The sequence below is a fragment of the Rhizobiales bacterium NRL2 genome (assembly GCA_001664005.1).
Classification (GTDB): domain Bacteria; phylum Pseudomonadota; class Alphaproteobacteria; order Minwuiales; family Minwuiaceae; genus Minwuia.
Genome location: CP016093.1, coordinates 2,537,564 through 2,558,779, shown reverse-complemented (window position 1 = coordinate 2,558,779; position 21,216 = coordinate 2,537,564). Strand labels below are relative to the sequence as shown.

24 protein-coding genes and 1 pseudogene are annotated in these 21,216 nt (G+C 65.4%); 11 read left to right on the top strand and 14 right to left on the bottom strand.

The window, feature by feature from the left end:
• Nucleotides 1-2: 2 nt before the first annotated feature.
• The 4 genes from TEF_11965 to TEF_11950 all read left to right on the top strand — a co-directional run bounded on the left by TEF_11965 (nt 3) and on the right by TEF_11950 (nt 4,735).
• Nucleotides 3-1,073, top strand: a complete 1,071-nt coding sequence (locus tag TEF_11965) for a hypothetical protein (GenBank protein ID ANK81436.1) — start codon at nt 3-5, stop codon at nt 1,071-1,073.
• Between the two features lie 84 nt (nt 1,074-1,157).
• Complete coding sequence (locus TEF_11960; GenBank protein ANK81435.1) at nt 1,158-2,387, top strand: hypothetical protein; 1,230 nt, start codon at nt 1,158-1,160, stop codon at nt 2,385-2,387.
• Nucleotides 2,388-2,454: 67 nt separating this feature from the next.
• Nucleotides 2,455-3,249 (top strand): ABC transporter ATP-binding protein, encoded by a 795-nt coding sequence (locus tag TEF_11955; GenBank protein ID ANK81434.1) that lies wholly within the window; start codon nt 2,455-2,457, stop codon nt 3,247-3,249.
• A gap of 235 nt (nt 3,250-3,484) precedes the next feature.
• Nucleotides 3,485-4,735 carry a hypothetical protein gene (locus TEF_11950; GenBank protein ID ANK81433.1) on the top strand — a complete coding sequence of 417 codons (1,251 nt, stop codon included), beginning with the start codon at nt 3,485-3,487 and terminating at the stop codon, nt 4,733-4,735.
• 75 nt (nt 4,736-4,810) lie between these two features.
• On the opposite strand, the gene TEF_11945 is transcribed toward TEF_11950, so the two are convergent.
• Nucleotides 4,811-5,422, bottom strand: coding sequence for a hypothetical protein (locus tag TEF_11945; protein ANK81432.1), 612 nt, complete (start codon nt 5,420-5,422; stop codon nt 4,811-4,813).
• Between the two features lie 97 nt (nt 5,423-5,519).
• Between TEF_11945 and fabG the strand changes: the two genes are divergently transcribed.
• The gene (gene fabG / locus TEF_11940; protein ID ANK81431.1) at nt 5,520-6,269 is read left to right on the top strand and encodes a 3-oxoacyl-ACP reductase; all 750 of its coding nucleotides are present in this window, start codon (nt 5,520-5,522) and stop codon (nt 6,267-6,269) included.
• 16 nt (nt 6,270-6,285) lie between these two features.
• Here fabG and TEF_11935 read toward each other — a convergent pair whose 3' ends face one another.
• On the bottom strand, nt 6,286-7,050 hold the full coding sequence (locus TEF_11935) for a hypothetical protein (GenBank protein ANK81430.1): 765 nt from the start codon (nt 7,048-7,050) through the stop codon (nt 6,286-6,288).
• Between the two features lie 278 nt (nt 7,051-7,328).
• On the opposite strand from TEF_11935, the gene TEF_11930 reads away from it, so the two are divergent.
• Together TEF_11930 and TEF_11925 are read left to right on the top strand one after the other, a co-directional pair.
• Nucleotides 7,329-7,565: a hypothetical protein gene (locus TEF_11930; GenBank protein ANK81429.1), complete on the top strand. Its 237-nt coding sequence runs from the start codon at nt 7,329-7,331 to the stop codon at nt 7,563-7,565.
• A gap of 36 nt (nt 7,566-7,601) precedes the next feature.
• On the top strand, nt 7,602-7,961 hold the full coding sequence (locus tag TEF_11925; protein ID ANK81428.1) for a hypothetical protein: 360 nt from the start codon (nt 7,602-7,604) through the stop codon (nt 7,959-7,961).
• 149 nt (nt 7,962-8,110) lie between these two features.
• On the opposite strand, the gene TEF_11920 is transcribed toward TEF_11925, so the two are convergent.
• From TEF_11920 to TEF_11905, 4 genes are all read right to left on the bottom strand, one after another.
• On the bottom strand, nt 8,111-9,121 hold the full coding sequence (locus tag TEF_11920; protein ID ANK81427.1) for a hypothetical protein: 1,011 nt from the start codon (nt 9,119-9,121) through the stop codon (nt 8,111-8,113).
• A complete protein-coding gene (locus TEF_11915) occupies nt 9,105-9,731 on the bottom strand; it encodes a hypothetical protein (GenBank protein ANK81426.1) in 627 nt (208 codons plus the stop codon). The genes TEF_11920 and TEF_11915 overlap by 17 nt, the downstream gene beginning before the upstream one ends.
• 278 nt (nt 9,732-10,009) lie before the next feature.
• Nucleotides 10,010-11,704: a hypothetical protein gene (locus tag TEF_11910; protein ANK81425.1), complete on the bottom strand. Its 1,695-nt coding sequence runs from the start codon at nt 11,702-11,704 to the stop codon at nt 10,010-10,012.
• 309 nt (nt 11,705-12,013) lie between these two features.
• On the bottom strand, nt 12,014-12,493 hold the full coding sequence (locus tag TEF_11905) for a hypothetical protein (protein ID ANK81424.1): 480 nt from the start codon (nt 12,491-12,493) through the stop codon (nt 12,014-12,016).
• 39 nt (nt 12,494-12,532) lie between these two features.
• On the opposite strand from TEF_11905, the gene TEF_11900 reads away from it, so the two are divergent.
• From TEF_11900 to TEF_11890, 3 genes are all read left to right on the top strand, one after another.
• Nucleotides 12,533-13,177, top strand: a complete 645-nt coding sequence (locus tag TEF_11900; protein ANK81423.1) for a hypothetical protein — start codon at nt 12,533-12,535, stop codon at nt 13,175-13,177.
• Between the two features lie 76 nt (nt 13,178-13,253).
• Nucleotides 13,254-13,874, top strand: coding sequence for a hypothetical protein (locus tag TEF_11895; GenBank protein ID ANK81422.1), 621 nt, complete (start codon nt 13,254-13,256; stop codon nt 13,872-13,874).
• Nucleotides 13,875-13,950: 76 nt separating this feature from the next.
• Nucleotides 13,951-14,160 (top strand): hypothetical protein, encoded by a 210-nt coding sequence (locus tag TEF_11890; GenBank protein ID ANK81421.1) that lies wholly within the window; start codon nt 13,951-13,953, stop codon nt 14,158-14,160.
• 141 nt (nt 14,161-14,301) lie between these two features.
• Here TEF_11890 and TEF_11885 read toward each other — a convergent pair whose 3' ends face one another.
• The 8 genes and pseudogenes from TEF_11885 to TEF_11850 all read right to left on the bottom strand — a co-directional run bounded on the left by TEF_11885 (nt 14,302) and on the right by TEF_11850 (nt 20,648).
• Entirely contained in the window at nt 14,302-16,737 is a 2,436-nt protein-coding gene (locus tag TEF_11885) for a copper-translocating P-type ATPase (protein ID ANK81420.1), read from the bottom strand.
• A gap of 18 nt (nt 16,738-16,755) precedes the next feature.
• Nucleotides 16,756-17,436 carry a hypothetical protein gene (locus tag TEF_11880; GenBank protein ID ANK81419.1) on the bottom strand — a complete coding sequence of 227 codons (681 nt, stop codon included), beginning with the start codon at nt 17,434-17,436 and terminating at the stop codon, nt 16,756-16,758.
• Between the two features lie 2 nt (nt 17,437-17,438).
• Entirely contained in the window at nt 17,439-17,651 is a 213-nt protein-coding gene (locus tag TEF_11875) for a cation transporter (protein ID ANK81418.1), read from the bottom strand.
• On the bottom strand, nt 17,648-18,118 hold the full coding sequence (locus tag TEF_11870; GenBank protein ANK81417.1) for a heavy metal-responsive transcriptional regulator: 471 nt from the start codon (nt 18,116-18,118) through the stop codon (nt 17,648-17,650). The genes TEF_11875 and TEF_11870 overlap by 4 nt, the downstream gene beginning before the upstream one ends.
• A gap of 113 nt (nt 18,119-18,231) precedes the next feature.
• The gene (locus TEF_11865) at nt 18,232-19,656 is read right to left on the bottom strand and encodes a mercury(II) reductase (GenBank protein ANK81416.1); all 1,425 of its coding nucleotides are present in this window, start codon (nt 19,654-19,656) and stop codon (nt 18,232-18,234) included.
• A 1-nt stretch (nt 19,657) separates the two neighbouring features.
• A pseudogene (locus TEF_11860) lies at nt 19,658-19,907 on the bottom strand (hypothetical protein).
• Between the two features lie 10 nt (nt 19,908-19,917).
• The gene (locus TEF_11855; protein ANK81415.1) at nt 19,918-20,247 is read right to left on the bottom strand and encodes a heavy metal transporter; all 330 of its coding nucleotides are present in this window, start codon (nt 20,245-20,247) and stop codon (nt 19,918-19,920) included.
• Between the two features lie 11 nt (nt 20,248-20,258).
• Nucleotides 20,259-20,648, bottom strand: coding sequence for a mercury transporter MerT (locus TEF_11850; GenBank protein ID ANK83441.1), 390 nt, complete (start codon nt 20,646-20,648; stop codon nt 20,259-20,261).
• Between the two features lie 89 nt (nt 20,649-20,737).
• Here TEF_11850 and TEF_11845 point away from each other — a divergent pair, with 89 nt between their 5' ends.
• Nucleotides 20,738-21,151, top strand: a complete 414-nt coding sequence (locus tag TEF_11845) for a MerR family transcriptional regulator (GenBank protein ANK81414.1) — start codon at nt 20,738-20,740, stop codon at nt 21,149-21,151.
• Nucleotides 21,152-21,216 lie beyond the last annotated feature (65 nt).

Below are 21,216 nucleotides of genomic sequence, written 5' to 3'. Positions count from 1 at the left end.
CGATGTTTCATCGTGAGAGCGGTTTCTACAAGACATCCTACGCCGCAGACTTCGCCCTCTACCCGCTGCCGATCGCACGCTGGTCGGTTATCGGGTTCGCGATCCTGTTCTTCGCAATCGTGCCGCTGTTGGTGCCCAGCTACTACCTCACCATGCTCAACCTGGTGGGCATCGCAATCGTCGGCGCGCTGGGTCTCAACATCCTGCTGGGGCTGACGGGACAGATTTCCATTGGCCACGCCGCATTCATGTCGGTCGGCGCCTACACGGCGGCGAACCTGGCGACGCGGCTGGACCTGCCCTTCTACATCACGCTGCCCGCGGGCGGCCTGATGGCGGCGGCGGTCGGCATCATCGTCGGCTTCCCCTCGGTCCGCATCAAGGGACTCTACCTGGCGATCTCGACGCTGGCGGCGCAGTTCATCATCGACTGGATCATCATTCACACGCCTGCGATCTCCGGCGGCGCGTCGGCCTCGATCCAGGTGCCCCGGCCCTGGATCTTCGGAATCCAGCTCGACACCCAGGTTGAACTGTACATGTTCATCCTGTGCGTGGTGACGATCGCGATCGTGGGCGCGCTGAATCTGGCCCGAAGCCGCATCGGCCGGGCCTTCATCGCGATCCGCGACCAGGACATCGCGGCCGAGATCATCGGCATCGACGTCCGCCGCTACAAGCTGATGGCCTTTGCCATATCCTCGTTCTACGCGGGCGTGGCAGGGGTGCTCTACACCTACTATTCGGGCGTCGCGAACAACGAGTTCTTTCCGCTGCTCATTTCCATCGACTATCTGGCCATGGTCATCATCGGCGGCATGGGTTCGGTGTTGGGCGCCATCTTCGGCGCGACCTTCGTCACCCTGCTACCCATCGTGATCGACCTGGTGATGTCTTATATCGGGCCGTTCTTCATGGGCGACTCGAGCGGATTGTCGGGGATCAAGTCTCATCTCAGGCTCGTCGTCTTCGGCGGACTGATCATGTTCTTCCTGGTCGTGGAGCCCGAAGGGCTGAACCGGCTCTGGTTGAATATCCGGAATTACTTCCGGGTCTGGCCGTTCTCGTACTGAGCGGCCGCAAGCGTTCCGCCCCGGGAGAGGTGGCGGATGTGTAACAAAGGGAGGTAGTAACTCATGAGAGTACTCATCAAGACGTTGACGGCCGCGGGCGTACTCGCCGCCGCCGTTGCGTCCTTCACCGCAGCGAATGCGGCCGAGATCGTCATCGGTCAGATGACGGACCGTACCGGTATCACCGCGAATGTCGGCAATCCCGTCGGCGACGCCGTCCAGGACTACGTCCGCCTGGTGAACAAGAAAGGCGGCGTCAACGGTCACACGATCCGCGTCGTCGAAATCGACAACCAGTACAAGGTGCCGATCGCGATCGAAGGCTATCAGCGCATCAAGTCCGAGGGCGCGGTTCTGGTCGGGCTGTTCGGCACGCCGGTGACCCAGGCGCTGACAGCGGACCTGGAGAAGGACCAGATCCCTGGCACTTCGCCCGGTTTCGGCACCGCCGCTTCGGCCGACGGCGAGAACTACCCCTATCTGTTCCCCGCCGCGGCCAGCTACTGGTCGCAGGCCGGCGGCGCGGTCGAATTCGCGCGCCAGCGCCTCGGCGGCGACCTGAAGGGCAAGAAGATCGCCTATCTGTTCTTCGACAATCCGGCCGGCCGCGAAGGACTGCCCGTCATCCGCAAACTGGCCGAGGTCGAAGGCTATGAACTCCAGGAGTTCCCGGTCCCCTCGCCCGGCATCGAGATGGACAACCAGGCGCGTGACATCGCCCGCCGGTTCCGGGCCGACTTCGTGATCAGCCACCTGTTCGGCCGCGCCCCGTCGGTGCAGCTCCAGGCGCTGCGCCGTGCCGGCTTCCCGCTGGAGAAGGTGGTGTCCTTCGTCTGGGGTCAGTCGGAAGCCGACATCGAGGCCGGTGGCGGCTACGCCGAGAACGTCGGCTACAACGGCATCCAGTTCGCCGGCGTGGGCGACGACTTCGAGGTCCGCCGCGAGATCGAAGCCATGTACAAGGAAGAAGGCCAGGATCTGCCGGACACCTTCGACTCGACGGTGTTCTATAACCGGGGCCTGCTCATCGGCGCGCTGCACGTTCAGGCGGTCCGCAATGCGGTCGAGGCCAATGGTGGCAGCGCCGACATCACCGGCACCGACGTCCGCGACGGCTTCCGGGCGATCAAGGAGTTCAAGCTGGGCGAACTCGTCCCGCCGCTGAACCTCGCCGGCGGCGACCACGAGGGCGGCGGCTGGGTCCGCGTCTTCACGGTCACCAAGGACGGCTTCGAGCCGGCCACCGACTGGTTCAAGGGCTATCGCGACGTCGTCTTCGAGATGATCAAGGAAGAGGCCGCGAAACAGAACTGATCCTTGGATCATTGCCGGACCGGCTTCGGCCGGTCCGGCGCTTTGTACATTTTCAGGTGAGGGCGGGATGCTCACGATCAACAATATCGAAGTCGTCTACGACAACGTCGTTCTGGTGCTCAAGGGCATTTCCATCGAGGTGAAGCCCCAGTCCATCACCACGATCCTGGGCGCCAACGGCGCCGGCAAGACGACGACGCTGAAGTCCATTTCCGGGCTTCTGAAGCCGGAGCGTGGCGCCGTCACCCGTGGCTCGATCGAGTTCAACGGCGAACGCATCGACCGCCTGCCGCCGCACGAGGTCGTCAGCAAGGGCATCGTTCAGGTCTTCGAGGGCCGCCGGATCTTCACCCACCTCAGCGTCGAGGACAATCTGCTGGCCGGGGCGCATACCGTCCCCGACTACAGCAAGGTCAAGGAGAAGATCGAGCAGGCCTACACCTTCTTTCCCCGCCTGAAGGAACGCCGCACCAGCGAGGCCGGCTACCTTTCCGGCGGTGAGCAGCAGATGCTGGCCATCGGCAGGGCGCTCATGTCGGACCCGAAGGTGATCATGCTCGACGAGCCGTCCCTCGGCCTGGCGCCGCTGATCATCGAGGAGATCTTCGGCATCATCCAGCGGATGCGCGAAGAGGCCGGCGTGACCGTCCTGCTCGTCGAACAGAACGCCAATCTGGCGCTCTCCATCGCCGATCATGGCTATGTCATGGAGAACGGCTCCATCGTCATGGAAGGTCCCGCCAAGCAGCTCGCCAGCAATTCCGAGGTCCAGGAATTCTATCTCGGCATCGGCGAATCCGGCGAGAAGCGGTCCTATCGGGACGTCAAACGCTACCGGCGCCGCAAACGCTGGCTTTCCTGAACCGGCCGCACAATCATTCCATTACCGAGAACGCGCCGCTCCTTCCGGGGGCGGCGCGTTTCGCGTTGGCGCCAGCCGTGAGCATTGCGCACCACGCCGGCGCGCGCCGCGCGGCGTCGCTGTCAAGGTGATTGAAACAGCGTAATAATTTCGATTCCGGCAAAAAACGTAATAAACTACTTCCAAGTCCGCCTCGGGAGAGACAGGCGGATGCCATAAAGGGAGGTAGAACCATATGAAACGTCTCTTGAAGACCCTGACTGCCGCCGGCGTCATCGCCGGCGCGGTCGCATCCTTCTCGACGGCTCAGGCCGCCGAGATCGTCATCGGCCAGATGACGGACCGCACCGGCGTCACCGCCAACGTGGGCAACCCGATGGGCGACGCCGTTCAGGATTATGTCGCTCTCGTCAACTCGAAGGGCGGCGTGGAAGGGCACACGATCCGCGTCATCGAGATCGACAACCAGTACAAGGTCCCACCGGCGGTCGAAGGCTATCAGCGCTTCAAGTCCGAAGGTGCGGTGCTCGTCGGCCTTTACGGTACGCCGATCACCCAGGCGCTGACCGCGGATCTGGCGAAGGACCAGATCCCCGGCACCTCGCCCGGCTTCGGCACCGCCGCGTCGGCGGACGGCGAAAGCTACCCCTACCTCTTCCCGGCGGCGGCGAGCTACTGGTCGCAGGCCGGCGGCGCGGTGGAGTTCGCCAAGCAGGAACTCGGCGGCGAACTGAAGGGCAAGAGGATCGCCTACCTGTTCTTCGACAACCCGGCCGGGCGCGAGGGTCTTCCCGTTATCCGCAAGCTCGCGGAAATGGAAGGCTTCGAGCTGCAGGAGTTCCCGGTCCCCTCTCCGGGTATCGAGATGGACAACCAGGCGCGTGACATCGCCCGCCGGTTCAAGGCCGACTACGTGATCAGCCACCTGTTCGGGCGCGCCCCGTCCGTGCAGCTCCAGGCGTTGCGCCGCGCAGGCTACCCGCTGAACAAGGTCGTGTCCTTCGTGTGGGGCCAGTCCGAGGCGGACATCGAGGCCGGCGGCGGCTATGCCGCCAATGTCGGCTACAACGGCATCCAGTTCGCGGGTGTCGGCGACGACTTCGAACTCCGCCGCGAGATCGAGGCCATGTACAAGGATCGGGGGCAGGATCTGCCCGCGACCTTCAACTCGACGGTGTTCTACAATCGCGGCCTGCTGATCGGCGCGCTGCATATCGAGGCGGTCCGCAATGCCGTCAAGGCCAATGGCGGCAGCGCCGACATCACCGGAACCCAGGTGCGCGACGGCTTCCGGGCCATCAAGGACTTCTCGCTGGGCGGTCTGGTGCCCCCGCTGAATCTTGCGGGCGGCGACCATGAGGGCGGCGGCTGGGTCCGTGTCTTCACGATCACCGAGAACGGTTTCGAACCGAAGACCGACTGGTTCAAGGGCTACCGCGATGTCGTCTTCGAGATGATCAAGGAAGAAGCCGCGAAGTCCAACTGAACCGACGGATTCGCGACAGGTTGGGGTCGGGCCGGCATCTGCCGGTCCGGCCCTTTTCGTTGCGCCCGGCGGACCCTAGCCGTCGACCGCTTGGCGGATGCCGGCCGCTATCGTCTCCGGCGAGGCCTGACCGTTGAAGATGGCAATATTGTCGCCGTCCGGACCCATCAGGAAGATGAAGTTGGAGTGATCCATCAGGTAGTATTCGTCCTCCCTGTTCACCGGCGCGTAGAAGACCCGGTAGGCCCTGGCCATGGCCGCGGTCTGTTCGTCGGTGCCCCGCAGACCGACCATGCGCGGATGGAAGGCCTCCACATAGGCCGCCATCTCCTGCTGGCCGTCGCGGGCGGGATCGATGGTGACGAAGACCGGCAGAACCTTCTCACCGGCTTCGCCGGCCAGGTCGAGGGCCACGGCCATGTCCTGCAATTCGGTGGGGCAGACGTCCGGGCAGAAGGTGTAGCCGAAATAGATCAGGGCATGACGGCCCTGCAGCATCGCTTCGGTGACTTCGCGGCCGCGGTGGTCCGTCATGGTGAAGGGCCCGCCGATCTCGACGCCCTTCGTGACGTTGACGGCCCCGGCGACGCGCTCCCCGCTCCGGCTCTGCCAGACGATGATGGCGGAGATGCCGATGACGGCGGCGATCACCAGTACGATGAGAGCGAAGATGTGATGGCGTTGCATGCGGAAACGATTACGCCGCCACTCCGCAGGGTTCCGCGTGGCATGCGGTCGCATCGCCGCTAAGCTGGGACTGCGACAGCGACAACGGGAGGAAGACATGCGGCTGGAAGGCAAGACCGCGCTGGTCACGGGTGCGGGTTCGGGGTTCGGCGAAGGCATCGCGCGGCGCTTCGCCGAGGAAGGCGCGCGCGTGCTGGTGGTCGATATCGACGCTGATGCCGCCGGCCGGGTGGCCGAGGCGATCGGACCCGCGGCGGAGGCGGCCGTTGCGGATGTTGCGGACGGCGACAGCGTGCGCAGGCTGTTCGAGCACGCGGGCGGAATCTTCGACGGCCGTCTCGACTGTCTCGTCTGCAATGCCGGCGTGCCGCAGCGCAACCGGCCGATGTGGGAGATCGACGAGGCGACCTTCGACCGGATCTACGCCGTCAACGTGAAGAGCCTCTACCACGCCGCCCGGCACGGCCTGGACCTGATGAAGGCGAATGGCGGGTCGATCATCGTCACGTCGTCGACTGCCGCGGTGCGCCCCCGCCCCGGCCTCACCTGGTACAACGGCTCCAAGGGCGCGGCGACGGTCATCACCAAGTCCATGGCGCTGGAACTGGCGCCGATGAATATCCGGGTCAACGCCATTCACCCGGTGATCGGCGACACGGGAATGGTGGCCGAGTTCATGGGCGGCGAGGACACGCCGGAGATCAGGGAAAAGTTCGTGTCGACGGTGCCGCTCGGGCGCATGAGCACGCCGCTCGACATCGCCAATGCCTGCCTGTTCCTGGCCTCCGACGATGCGGTCTTCATCACCGGAACCTGTATCGAGGTCGATGGCGGGCGCTGCGTCTGATGCCCGCGGCCGTCGACTAGCCGCCCAGTTCGCGGGCGAGGTCCGCGGCTGCGGCGGGGGGACCAAGCAGATATCCCTGGCCCAGATCGCACCCGGCGTCGCGCAGGAACCGCAATTGCCACTCCGTCTCGACGCCTTCCGCCACCACGGTCATGTCCAGATCGTGCGCCAGACGCACCACATTGGCGACGATCGCCCGCGAGCGGCGGCTGTCGTCCAGCCCGCCCACGAAGGAGCGATCGATCTTCAGCGTGTCGAAGGGCAGCCGGTGGAGATGGGTGAAGGAGCTGAATCCTGCACCGAAGTCATCCATCGCCAGGCGAAAGCCGGCGGCGCCAAGGGCGCGAATGCCTTCTTCCGCCGCCGGATGATCAAGCGGCGCAGTCTCCGTCACTTCCAGATGCAGGCATTCGGGCGCGATGCCGTGGGCGTTCAGGATTCCGGTGCACTGTGTGGCGATATCGGACCTCGACAACTGGACCACTGACAGGTTTACAGCCACGAACATCGACCTTCCGGCGCTCTGCTTTCGCCAGCCGGTGAGTGCAGACAGCGCCTGTTCCAGCATCCAGGCGCCCGGAGCATGGATCGAGCCGGTCCGTTCGCTGACGGGAATGAACTCGGCCGATTCAATGCGGCCATGTTCGGCATGGGTCCAGCGCATCAGCGCTTCGGCCCCGGCAATGGTGCCATCGCTCAGGCGGCGGACCGGCTGGAATGCCGGCGAAAGCTCACCGCGGTCCAGCGCGTGTCTGAAGTCGTTAGCCAGGCTGATGTTCATGGCGTTCGTCCCCGGTCCTTCGAACCTGCCCGGTCGGGGCCCGGCCGGCACGCCTGTCTGGGCGATGGTGATCTCACGCCGGTCGAATGATACCTCAAATACACTCTCCCGACGATATTCCCCTTGGCGGAGGAGGCATGTGAGCCGCGTATGGCCTTCCCGGACGGCCTGGCAGGAGGATCCGGCGCTTGCATTCCGGAGCGGCGGCCACATCTAGAAAATGTCTTGCGGACCCGGGGCCGACCGCGGCCGGGCCCCCGTGGTTGCGGAGGTCGAACATGGGTCCGTTCTCCTTCTGGCACTGGCTCGTCGTCGCCATCATCGCCGGCGGCCTGGCCGGTTATGTCCTGCTTCGGAGTGCCGACCGTATCCGCGGCCGGAGCCGCCCGGACGGCGGCGCCGGGATGCGCTGGACGTGGTTTCGCGTCCCCGGCCTGATCTGCCTCGCCATCGCAGGCCTGGGCGTCGTCGCCGGCGCTGTGCTGCTCATCCATGACCATATGGGGGCGGCCTGATTTTCCGACCAGACCGACGTTTCGATTCTCAACAGAATGGAGAACCATGCCATGCGTCCTGCGTTCGTGTCCGCTGCGGCGATCGCCGTCGCCAGCCTGTTCGTCCTGCCGCCCGCAGGTGACACCGCCGCCCAGCAACAATGCGCCAAGCCCCTTGAACGGCAGTACGACGCGTTCAGCGCCGGCGGCGATGTTCTGGGCAAGGTGATCGCGAACGTGACCAATGAGGATGGCGAGCCGCTGACCTGGGTGCTCGAAACCGAAGGGCCGGTCTTCGGCCTGGGCGGACGCAAGGCTGCACTGCCCGGCGACGCCGTGGAGATCGCAGCGGGGCGCGCGCTGGTCCGCATCCGCGACGAGTCGGCGCTGGAGCAGTTCCCCACCTACGCCTGCTGAAGCCGTCCACCATTTGATCCCCACCCCGGCTTACTCACTCGATGGGGGAGAGCCGGGGTCGGGGTGAAACGGCGAAGCCGACACGCGACCTTGTGCCGGACTCCGGCCAAGGCCGCCCGAAGCCGCGTCCGATGCCATTCGGATGCGCTTCATTGGTGCCCCGGCAGGCCCCGCTCACGGAAATACCGGATCGCACCTGGATGAAGCGGCGCACGCTCGCCGGACTCGATCATGTCGTTGATCGACAGCATGGCGAAAGCCGGGTGCAGGCGGCGGAAGTCCTCGAAGTTCTCGAACACGCTCTTCGTGATCTCATAGGCCTGCGCCTCGGGCAGCCGCACAGTGGTGACGACCACGACGCGGGTACCGATGGTCCGGACATCGTCGGGATTGCCTGTATACGTGCCGCCGGAAATCACTGCGCGTTCGTACTCCGGATGGCGTCGCAGCATGTCGTCGAGCGCTGGCCCGCCGAGATCGACCAGCACGCCCTGGCAGCTGCGGACGACATCCTCGATCAGGCCGTTCGGATGCGCGACCTCGAACACGATGGCGTCGAGTTGATCGGCGCAGAGAGCGCGATACTGCTCGGCCCGGGTCAGCTCCCGGGTCTCGGTGAAGTCGGCACGGGTCGCGCCCAGCGCCGCCATGATGCGCTCCATGGCGATACGTTCACCGGACTCGGGGCTGCCCATGTTGATGCGCCTGCCGAGCAGATCGGCCACGCTTTCGATTCTCAGTTCCCGGCGGGCCACGATCGCAAAGGCGTTGGAATGGCCGGCGAAAAGCACCCGCAGGTCGGCGTTCGGGCCGCGTGAAGCGGACGCGCCGGCGCCCGCCACGGCATCAGCCAGGACATCGGACTGCAGGATCCCGATATCGATGCGGCCGTCCCGCAGCATCGCAAGGTTTGCGACGGGACCGGCCGATGGCACGACGGCGCAACGTCGACCGTCACGCGCGCTCCCGAGATTGAACAGCCGACAGATCGAGCCGCCCAGCGGATGGTACGCGCCGCTCGGGCTCCCCGTCCCCACGACCACGTCCGGGCCCGGTACAAGGGACGCGCAGGAGGCGAGCGCGGCAATCAAGGCGATCGAGAGGCAGGCGGCGAACGGCCTGCGCGAGCCTGTTGCAGGGATCCTAGGACGCAAGCGCATATTCCAGGATCTCGCCGTTTCTCTCCATCAGGCCTTTGACCCAGCGCCAGTTGCGGTCGAAGAATACACTTCCGGCGTAGTTCGGGGTGATGATCTGGAAGCGGCGGCTGCGCACCGGGCCGCGCGGCGTCGCCACGTCTTCCTCGCCGCGAGGCTTCACTACCAGCCCGACCTCGCCACCGTGCTGGACGTCGATCATCCTGCTCTCGTGCAACAGCCTTCTGTCCCACAGCGTGTTCGTCGTCAGCAGTTGCGGCGGCGCCAGGTACGGCCCGTCGACACCGGTGATGCGAAAGCCGTCCTCGACTGCGGACCCGGTCACCGAGAGCTGCACACCGTTATCGTCCGTGGTGCCTTCCACCGAGATCAGCCGGCCCGACTGCCACACCTCCACGGCGTCGTGCGAGAAGCGGAACGCGGTGAAGAAAAGGATCCTGACCGTGATATCGATGTGCGTGGTGACCACCAGGTAATCGCCGTCCGACCGGAATTGGACACGATGCTCGCCGACCGTCGTCCCCCCGTGTATGGCGCGAAAGCGGATGTCCGGCGGGGTGGCGGCGCGGGCGACGGAGATCGCGCCGAAGAGCGGCAATCCCGCCGCGGCCACGCCCCACCCGAGCAGGGTCCGGCGGTCAATGATGTCCCTGCGTCCTGTCGGATCTTCCGGTTCAGCCACGCTGCCCTCGCCGCAAGATTGAATACGTACTTCCGACCGTCTTCCACCGGGACATGGCGGACTGACTCGGATATCCGACGCCCGCGTTTGACGGCGGGCATCATCCTGTCCGGATCGCCGGTCAGGGTAAAGCGCTCAACGCCGGAATGATCGGGATGACGGATGACGAGATGCGGCCACAGGAGGCGGCGCCGAACCGGGCCGGCGGATCACTCCGCCCCGTTCGCGTCGATGACCCGGGGCTCGAGCCGGCCGGCCCGGCCGGGCCGCTCCAGGCGCACGCGCGGCCACCATTCGGGGTGGTTCTCCCGTATCCAGTCCCCCATCCGTTCGGCCAGCCGGACCTCCATCATCCAGGCATCCGTCGGATTGGACGCGGTCGCGTAGAAGTTGACGGTCTGCGCATGCTCGGTCTGCCCCTCGACCGCGACGAGCAGCAACCCGTCCTCCATGGCGTCGTCGTCCCGGGCGACCAGTTTCTCGAACACATCGCGCAGGTCGGCCGGCCGCGCCGCCTGATCGAGTTCGATCGCAAAGCTGCGCACGGTGGTCGAATCGATCATCGTCCAGTTCTCGAAGGGCCGCGACAGGAAGTACTTCACCGGCACGATCAGCCGCCGCTCGTCCCAGGTTTTCAGCACGATATAGGTGTAGAAGATCGATTCGACGTGCGACCAGCGATCCTCGTAGAGCACGCTGTCGCCGATGCGGATGGGCTTGGCGATGGCGACCTGCAGGCTCGCCAGGATGTTGCCGAGAATGCTCTGCCCGGCAATGCCCAGAATGACGGTCGCGACGCCCGCGGACGCCAGCAGCGACATGCCGAAGCTCTCGAAGAGCTGCAGCTTGTGAAGCAGCAGGACCGAGCCGAGGACAAAGGCGACCAGCAGCACGAAACGGCGCAGGCCGTAGACATTGGTGTAGAGATGCCGCCGCGCGGAATCGTCCGTGCCGTCGATTTCGCCGACATAGCGCTCCGTCACCACCTCCAGCGTGGCGTCGATCGTCCTGACCACGGCAAGGGTCAGGCTGAAGATCACGAGGGCCCAGAGCAGCGGATAGAGGAACAGGGTCACGGCGCTCGAGAATGACAGCGCCCAGTCGACGCCGATCAGCAGCGCCACACTGACCAGACCGATCGCAAGGGGCGTGCGCGCCTCGTCCGACGCGCGGCTGATCCATCCGATACGCGAATTCGCGCTCGTCCGCCCGACCACGGCCCGCAGGACCATGACCGCGGCCAGCGAGGCCAGGAACAGGACCGGCAGGGCGATCAGTTCCCATGCGCGGATGCTCGCCGTCACCGACTCCCTGAGCGACGCCGGCAGGCTGCGTTCGAACCAGGTGGGCCCGAAGGCGGCGTGCAACTGCGGAACCATCCCGACGGTCTTGCGGCTGAACACCCAGACCGGTTCGGTATCGGCTGGCCCGATCCGGTTCAGACGGATGGGAACCGAACGGTTGTCGAGCATGAGCGAACCGAGCCTGATGCTCCGGCGCTGCTTGCCGGCGAAGGGATGGTCGGTCGAAAGGCTCTCGTCCAGACCGTCCGGCCGGGTCGGCACGTCCTGCCAGTCGATCACGACGCGTCGCTCGATCACTTCGTAGAGCATGCGCGCCAGCTCCGCGCCGCGCCGGCGCTGACGGTCCGCTTCGACGCCGTTCAGGTTCAGCGCGTGAGCGGCCGCATCGAACATGCGGCGGTCGGCGAGATCGAGGAAGGTTTCGAGCGTGCCCCGGGGCGTCTCGCGCACGAAATTCTCGGGTGGCGCGCCGAGACCCGCATTGAGCCTCTCGGCTTCGAAGACGGTCGGCTCCGGTTCCTGGGCCGCCAGCGGCAGCGCGCAGGCGAACACGATGGCCATGGCGAACAGCCGGCCCGGTGCGCTGCGGACGATCGACACGCGCTCCTCCTTGCAATGCAGGCGGTGGACTGACGGCCTGACGCCGCCGCGATCCGGGGCATTTGGGAACTGGCGCGCGAATGTCGACCCCCGGGCCGATGCCGCGGGTCCGAACAGAAGGAAGGGAATAATGGTGAGCCCGACAGGATTCGAACCTGTGACCCGCTGATTAAAAGTTTTATTTTTGCGTCATTTGCGTCAATGCGCGTAATCTGAGAACGTCCGCCATCACACTGATATTGCTATATTATTGTCACTTGTGTCAGAATCCGTAAACGAGCCTAGCTCAGGGATTCCATTACAATGTCATTACAACGTAGCCTGACCGACCGCACCCTCAAGAGCCTCAGGCCGGGTGCCAAATCCTACCTGCAGAAGGACGGCCTGGTGGACGGTCTCTGCGTCCGCGTGGCGCCCACCGGCCTGAAAAGTTTCCAGCTGCGCGCCTTCGGGCCGGATGGCCGTCAGCGGACCGTGACGCTCGGTCGATATCCGGAGCTGAGCCTGGCCGATGCGCGAAAGGCGGCGAAGTCGACACGGGCCGAGATCCATGCCGGTGAAGGCGTAGCCGCCAAGGCATCCGTTGCAGCACGACGACGGGCTCATGACGCCGGGCGCCTGCGTGCCGTTGCCGAACGGTTCACAGAATTCAAGCTGAAGGAAGGCAAAAGCCCCCGGACTGTCTCGCACTATGAGGGCACCCTTCGACGCTACGTTCTGGGGGAGCTCGGCGACCGACCGATCCGTGAGATCCTGCGGACGGACATTCGCCGCCTGCTCGACCGGCATGCCGACAAGCCGGCTGTGGCACGGGCCATATGGTCAACCATGTCCGCACTGTTCAGCTATGCCGTTGACCGGGAACTCGTCGACCAGTCGCCGATCGTCTCGATGCGCGGCCCGAAGCCGCCCGCGTCACGGGACCGGGTCCTGACCGATCCGGAGGTCGCCGCCATCTGGAAGGCCTGTGGCAGTCTTGGAACCTACGGCGCGATGATCCGCTTCCTCTTGCTCACGGGACAGCGTGTGGGTCAGGTCACCGAGATGCAATGGCGCGACATCGACGTCGAAGTCTGGCACGTCCGCGGCGAAACCACCAAGAGCCGTACCGCCGCCGAGGTGCCCCTGCCCCGCACCACCCGAGCGATCTTGCGCACCATCGAACGGCAAGGCGATGTCGTCTTCGGTGGTCGCTTCGGCGGCCCCATCAAGGGACTCTCCAAGCTCAAACGCAGCCTCGATAAGGGTTCGGGCGTGACGGACTGGCGGCTCCACGATCTGCGGCGAACTCAGGCAACGGGGCTTGCCCGCCTGGGCGTCGCCGAGAGCCTGATCGAGCGGATCCAGCTCAGGTCCGGGCAATCCGTGGGCATGGTGGCGCAGGTCTATAACCGGTTCAGCTATCTGGCCGAGAAACGCGATGCGCTCGAGCAGTGGTCGAGGACGGTCCAGGACATCCGGCATGCCACGTAGTCGGGGACGCCCCCGCAGCCCCCTGCCCGTCTGGTCGCGCGGTGGGAGCATTGCCCGGGATCAGTTCGGCAGGCACTTGGGCGAAATCATAGAGCGCTTCGACGCGGATGAGCGGACAGCCAGGCTGATCGACAGCGCGATCGTCCGGGCTCCCGTGAACCGGGCCTGCTTCGATGACGACCGACCGGCGCGGAAGCTCTTCGCACGCCAGATCCGGGACTGGATCGGCGAGATCAAGGACAACGGCGCCATCACCTCTTACGCGCCGGACAGTGTCGGCAACCAACATTGGCCGGAAGGCGCCCTGCCGTGGATCGCCATGGCGCTGGACGAGATGCCGCCTGGCTCAGAGCGGCTGTCCCTCAGCCACCTCTCTCCGGGGCAGTTCCTCTCTGCCTGCGACTCCGCGGATGTGCCGATATTGGAGCGGGCCGCCGAGCTTGCGGAGAGACCCAGGTTCGGCCCACGTGGCTCGGAAGGCCGGGACATGCTGCTGTTCCGCCTCTTCGATATCTGGGTCGAGTGGAAGATGCAGCTGCCAATGATCTGCGGAGACGACACCCGCGAGACCGATATCCGACGCCTGGTCGGCTATGCCTGCGTGGCGGCAGGCTATCGGGCGCCGTCTCTCGCCACCCTCAACCGACGCATCCGCGCTTATCGAAAGGAACGCGAAGGTCTCGTCGATTTTTGCTGACGACTTGACACTTACGCCGCCGACGTCGCTGGCACCAATCTGCCGTCATCATCGTGCAACCGCGGCGGAGAACGACGTGACCGAGCAATACATCACCAGCATCAAGGCGGTCGCGGACCGGATCGGCGTCAGCCGACCCCAGATCTACGAACTCATCCGACGGGGCACGATACCGATGCCACGGACCATCCCGGGCATCGGCAAGAATGTCTTCCGCGCGTCCGAGATCGATCAGGTGATGCAGGACCTGTTCGAAGGCGCCGCCCCGCGCAATCCTTCGAGGTGATGGAGGTAGCAACTGGAACAGCACGATGGGCGGCGCGTTTCTATATATCTTCGGAGAACATGCATAGCGTCCTTTCACACAGGTACCCTTGTTAACCATCGTGCGGACGATTCCTGAGACGGCTGGTCTTGCTACGAGTTCCTATTTCTCCAACGGCCGTCCCACACTGAGGATCGCGTCGAAGAACAGGCGCGGCCGACCCCAGAGCGAATTGACGAAGATCGCGGTCACGCTGGCCGCCATGGCGACCATGGCCCAGACGGGATAGAGCAAGCCTGTCGCGGCGACCGGCACGCCGATGCCGTTGAACAGGAAAGCAAGGGAGACATTCTGGAGCATCTTCCGATAGCCCCCGCGGCTGATCTCCTGCGCTCGGGCGACATTCGATATCCGGTTGTTGAGGATGATGACGTCGGCGGCGTCGATGGCGATGTCGGTGCCCGAGCCCATGGCGATGCCGACATCGGCCTGCATCAGGGCGGGCGCGTCGTTGATGCCGTCGCCCACCACCGCCGTGCGCCCGCGCGTCTGGAGATCGCGGATCACCTCAGCCTTCTCGCCCGGCAGCACTCCGGCGTGAACCTCATCAATGCCAAGGTATCCGGCGACGCGGGCTGCGGTGCGTTCGTTATCTCCGGTGACAAGCACAGTGCGAACACCGGCATCGCGAAGCCCGGCGATAGTTTCGGCCGCATCGTCGCGCAGTGTGTCACCGAGCGCGAGAAGTCCGACAGGCTCGCCGTCCCGAGCGACTACGATGACCGTGCGCCCGATATCTTCCAGTTCGCCGACCCGTCGCTCAAGCGACGTGAGATCGACACCGCCCTCCGTGACGAAGCGCTGACTGCCGACCAGTACCTCCGTGCTATCGATGCGGGCCACGACCCCCTTGCCCGGCGCCGCCTCGAAGCTTTCGGCATCGGGCGGGGTCAGGCCCATCTCGAAGGCCGCTTCGACGACTGCTTCGGCCAGCGGGTGTTCTGACGCGGCTTCGGCGGCCGCGGCGAGCGCGAGTAACCCATCGGTATCGCCCGACACCGCTTCGACTTCGTGCACGCGTGGCCGGCCCTCGGTCAGCGTGCCGGTCTTGTCGAAGGCAATCTGGCGCACCAGACGATAGCCCTGGAACGCCTCACCGGTGCGCATCAGGATACCTTTCTCGGCCGCCTCGCCCGCGCCACGAACGATCGAGAGCGGCGCGGATATGCCAACGGCGCACGGATAGCCCATGACGAGTACGCTGAGGCCCGCGAACACCGCGCGCTGAAGGTCCGGTGAAAAGCCCAGCAATTGGGGAAGAAACGCCCAGCCAAGAAAAGAGAGGATCGAGATCGAGAGCACGGCGGGCGTGTAGACCCTGAGCACGCGGTCGACGAGATGCAGCAGGCCGGGCTTCAAGGCGCGGGCATCTTCCACCTCGCGCGCGACGCGTTGCAGGAAGCTCTCCGCGCCAAGGGCCGTGACCCGGACCAGCAGGGTGCCATTGCCGTTGATGGTGCCGCCAATAACCGTGTCGCTTGCCTGCCGCTCGACCGGCATGGGTTCGCCGGTGACGAGCGACTGATCCACGGCGGAGCGGCCTTCGACAACCTCGCCGTCCACGGGCAGGCGCTCGCCCGGGCGGACACGCACAAGGTCCCCTTGCGCCACTTCGGAAAGCGGGATTTCGACCTCCTGACCGTCGCGCTGAACGCGGGCGGTGTCCGGCTGAAGGTCGAGGAGGCGTTTGACCGCCTGGGAGGATCTCGTCTTGACGATCAGCGATAGCCATTCGGAGAAGATGTGATAGGTCGCAACCATGACCGCGACCGCGAAGAATGGCGCCGTCGGATAGCCGGGGCGATCAAGCACAAGCCCGATGATCCCGCCGGCCAGCCCGGCAAAGGCGCCCGCTTCCAGCAAAACGTGCTGGTTCAGGATGCCGCGGCGCAGCGCCTGATAAGCCATTGTGAGTATGTGACGTGCGACGCCGAAGACGAGCACCGCCGCCAGCACGCCCACGATCCAGGGCGTGGCGCCGGCCAGCATTCCTTCGCTCTTGAGGGCGAGCAGTCCGACCGTGATGGTGCCGAGCCCCCCGGCGCCGGCGATCGCCGGCCACAGCCCGCGCGCCCTGAGCACGAGGAAGACGAAGGCCACCAGGCTGACCGTCGCCAGCGCCGGCAGGATCAGGGATAACGGGCCGGCCGGATCGGTGATCAGCGCAATCGACAGGAGGCTGAAGGCCGTGGCGGTCAGAAACCGACGGCCCTCGGCGACCAGTTCGCGTTCCTCTTCGTCGAACGGTCGCAGCTTGTTCGGATCGTGGATCGTGTAGCCGATGTCGCGGAGCGTGCCGAGCAGGGTCTCGGGCGTTGTGATCTCTGGATCGTATTCGACCAGCGCCTGCTCGTGCGTCAGGCTCACAGCGACCTTGTCGACGCCCTTCTGCCGGCCGAGCGCTTTCTCGATCGTGCCGGTGCACAGCGAGCAGTGCAGCCCGCCAATCCGGGCGCGGATGCGGGCGCGCCCCTGACGTTCGGAAGGCTCCTCGCGCCACGGCGAGACCGAATCCTGCGGCATCTGCACTGTCGTCATGACGTGTATCCTTTCAGGTCACGATGTCGCGCCGGCGTTAATTTCGGCAAACAGGCCGAACCCGATCGACCACGCGCCAAGCGCGACGAGGACCAGTCCCGCGACGACCGGATAACGCCTCGACAGCGCGGCAAAACGATCGAGAAGGGCGTGTGCGCCGGGGATCAGCACGATCGCCACCAGCGGTAGCGACAGCGCGAAGCCGAACACAGCGAGGGCGGCAAACCCGGTGAGGGCGCTCGCGTCATCGGATGCGGCCGCTCCCGCCAGCAACGCAAACAGCAATGGCGCGGCGCAGGCCGGGATGTTGAGCCCGAACAACAGGCCCAGCCCCGCGGACCCGCGTCGCCCGCTCAGCCGTTTGAGGCCTGGGCCCAACGAGACCATGAGCGCCCGGGCGCGCCCTGTCGCAAGCAACAGGCCCAAGCCGACATAGGCCACGCCGAGAAGCAGCCAGGCGCCGCGTTGCAGATCGAGAAACAACGACCCGATCACGGCAGCCAGAACGCCCAGCAGCCCGATGAAAACTGCCCGCGTAAGCGCGAACAGGGATGTTTCGGCAAGCTTGGCGAGCGGGCCTTTGCCTTCCAGGTACTTGATGAAGACCAGGCTTGAGCCGATCGAACACGGTTCGACAAAGCCGATCAGGCCAAGACCGGCCGGGATCGCGACGATGCCCATGAAGCTGGTTTCAAGCATGTTCAGTTTGAGTTTGCGGTGAAACCGCCTTTGGCGATCGCCTCTATGAGGTCGGTAGTCGAGGCCGCGTACTGATCGTGCAATATGCGGGCGCGGCGTTCGTCGAAGGAGACCTCAGCCTGTCGAACACCCGGCACCCGGGCAACCAGCACCTCGATTGTCCGGGCACAGCCGTCACAGTGCATACCCTCGATGGTCAGGGTCGTCGTCTTCATGTCCCGCTGCCTTTTCTAGATCCGAACGTCGTCGAAGAAGTCGCTGTCCCGGCACCTGCCGGTTCGCACTGCATGGCATCGAGAATCGTGCAGGCCCTGACGTTGCCGCCGCCCGGACAACTGGCGATCAGCTCATCAAGCGCGGCGCGCATTTGCGTAAGCTGATCGAGCTTGGCCTGGACCTCGACGCGCTTCCCGATCGCGCGAGCGCGTACGTCGCCACAGTCTGCGCGAGGGTCGGCGCGCAATGAGAGAAGCTCAGCGACCTCGGCCAGGGAGAAGCCGATCTCCTGGGCCTGCCGGATAAAGCGGATGCGCGCGACGGTTTCGTCGGGATAGGTCCGGTATCCGCTCTCCGGCTTGCGCGGCTGCGCAATCAGGCCGCGGCGCTCGTAGAACCGGATCGTCGCGATCCGCACGCCTGCCGCCTTCGCCGCTCTGCCGATTGTCATGTTCGCCTTCGCCATGCGCTTCCTCCCTGCTGATCATTCTGATCCCCGCACCATGGTGCAGGGTCAAGCACGGCGGCAGCGATGACCTGTACCGGGCGAGCGGTTCTCACGCGCGGCGACGACGGGAGTCACCCCGCACAGCAGGACAGCATCGCCACGTCCTTTTCGAAGGTCTGTGCGGCCAGCTTCAGCCCTTCCACGGTGGTGAGATACGGGAATATCGTCTCGCCGAGTCCCCTTGCCGTCATGCCGGCCTTGAGGGCAAGCGTGAGCGTCTGGACACTGTCGGCGCCTTCGGGCGCAAGGATCTGGCCGCCCAGCAGGCGGTCGGTTTCCGCGTCGGCGACCAGCTTGATGAGCCCGCGCGTATCGCGCGCCGCAAGCGCCCGGGGCACCTGGTCGAGCGGCAGGACCGAGGTCTTGACGTCGTAGCCCGCTTCTCGGGCCGCGGCTTCGCTCAGACCGACGCCAGCCACCTGCGGGTCGGTGAACACCACCCAGGGCATGGCGCTGTTGTCGTAGACAAGGCTGTCGCCATTCAGCGCGTTGAGGGCGGCGAGCTTGGCGCCATAGGCGGCCATGTAGACGAACTGGTCGCGGCCGGTCACATCGCCGGCGGCGTAGAGATCGGCCTTGGAGGTGCGCATCCGCTCGTCGACCGCGACGCCGCCATTGTTGGCGAGTTGGACGCCGTTCTGCGGAAGATCGAGCCCGCGCGTATTGGGCGTCCGCCCCGTCGCGACCAGCACCTGTTCCGCCCTCAACGTCTCCCCTCGCCCCTCGATCTCCACGGTCAGCGCAACGCGGTCGTCCGCTCGTGCAATCTGCCGGTATGCGAGGCCATCGCGAACGATGAGGCCTTCGTCGCGCAGATAGCCGGTCAGCGCTTCCGAGATTTCCGGCTCGGCCTCGGGCAGCAGACGCGAGCGGGTTACCAGCGTCACCTCCGTGCCCATGCGCGCAAACATCTGCGCGAGCTCGCAGCCGACATAGCCACCGCCGATGACGATCAGCGAGCGGGGCAGCGCCGTCAGTTCCAGCGCCGTTGTGCTGGACAGCCAGGGAACATCGTCGATACCGGGAATATCCGGCTTTGCCGGCGCGGCGCCGGTCGTGATGACGGCCTTCCCTGCCGGCACGGTCTGCCCGTCCACGGCGATACCGTCAGGGCTCAGGCGTGCGGTCCCGTCGAGATAGGATATACCGGGCCAGGCGGACAGCAGGTCGATGTACTTACCCTGACGGAGGCTCGCCACGAGATCGTCCTTGGCGCTCACGAGGGCTTGCCAGTCCGTCACCTGCGCCTCTCCGGCAAGGCCCGGGAAACGGCTGGCGGTGCGCGCAGCGTGCAGGGCCTCGGCGGCGCGGATCATGGTCTTCGACGGCACGCAGCCCACATTGACGCAGGTGCCGCCGATTGTGCCGTGGCCGATAAGGGCGACATTGGCGCCCTGTTCGGCGGCGGTGATGGCGGCGGAGAACCCCGCGGAGCCTGCGCCGACGACGGCGAGGTCGTAGCGTCCGCCCGAGGGCGGTGTGCAGCAATCGACCATGTTATCTGGTCTCCTTCGTTGCTTCGGGATCGGATTGGCGGCAGGCGATAGACTGCCGCCGCCGCCAGAGGCCGTAGGCCGTGATGCCAATGAAAGTCGCGAGCGCGGGCAGCAGCACGTAGTCCAGCCAGCCGAGCCATGCCGAGAGGCCAACCACGCTCAGCCCGATGACCAGCACGGGGTGTGAAGCAGCAGATGGCGGCGATGGCCGTGCCGATGACACCGGTCTTGATGATCGTGGCGTCCTTCATCCGCGCGCCATCACGGTTTCGATCTGGCGGGATATCCTGCATTCGTCGAGGCGGCGGCGATATCTGCCGGAGACACGACCCTTGGGTCGAACACGGCCGTGGCGGTTCTGGCCTCCAGGTCCGTCTGGACGGAGCGCACGCCTTCTACTCCTTCCATGGCCTTGCGCACGGTGATCGGGCACAGGGCGCAGGTCATGTTCTCGATGGCGAAGGTTGCAGTGGCGGTCTCCGTCGCCACGTTGGTCGACTGCGCGTTCACCTGCGACTGGGGTACGAGGAAAAGCGAGGCGCCGATGCCCAGGACAACCGCCGCCGTGGCAACGATGAGAGGTCGTTTCATGTGTTTGTTTCCTAGTAAAACAGCGGCGCCCACCAGTTGATCGTCAGCGCCAGTATGACCAACGCCGTCCCGATCCAGAGGGCCGCTTGCGTGATGATTGAGGACTGCGGGCGCGCGCAGTAGCTGTCCTCGGCGCAAGCCTTCCTCGGCTTCACATACACCTGATGGAAGCCGAGCCCGATGAAGACGAGGGCGACTGCGGCGAAGTATGGTTTGTAAGGCTCCAGCGCCGTCAGATTGCCGATCCACGCCCCCGAGACGCCGAGCGTGAGCAGGGCGAGCGGCGCAATGCAGCACGATGACGCCAGGACCGCGCCGATCAGCCCGCCGGCCGCATACCAGCGCTTTCTGCTATCTCCGGCGTTTTCCGGGGTTCCGTGGGCCTCCGAACTGGTTCGCACCTCATGCATGTCGGTCTGTCCTCGATCTTGTTCATCCTTGAAGGTAGGGTCTGTAGCGACTACAGGCTCAAGAGGTTTCTGGAGATCAGATGGCGCACGAAACGTCAGGGACGGGATTGCACCGCGCCGCGCTTGCGCGCCGCACCGGCTGCAACCTTGAGACCATCCGCTACTACGAGAAGATCGGCATGATGCCGGAACCGCCGCGCACCGAGGCCGGTTATCGCCTCTACGACAACGGCCATGTGGAACGGCTGCGCTTCATTCTGCGGGCACGCGAGCTGGGCTTCTCACTTGACGACATCCGAGGGCTGCTCGCCCTCGTCGATGGCGGCACGCAAACCTGCGCAGAGGTGAAGGAGCGCACCGAACGGCACCTCGCCGATGTGCGTGCGAAGATCGCCGACCTCAAGCGCATCGAGCAGGTCCTGTCGGATACCTCTGCCAAATGCTCAGGCGATGAAATCCCGGAATGCCCGGTCCTGGATGCGCTGACGGAATAATCATGTCGGATCGATCACTGAACCGGCCCCGCGATAGCTGGACCGTGCAGTGTCCGATCACTCTC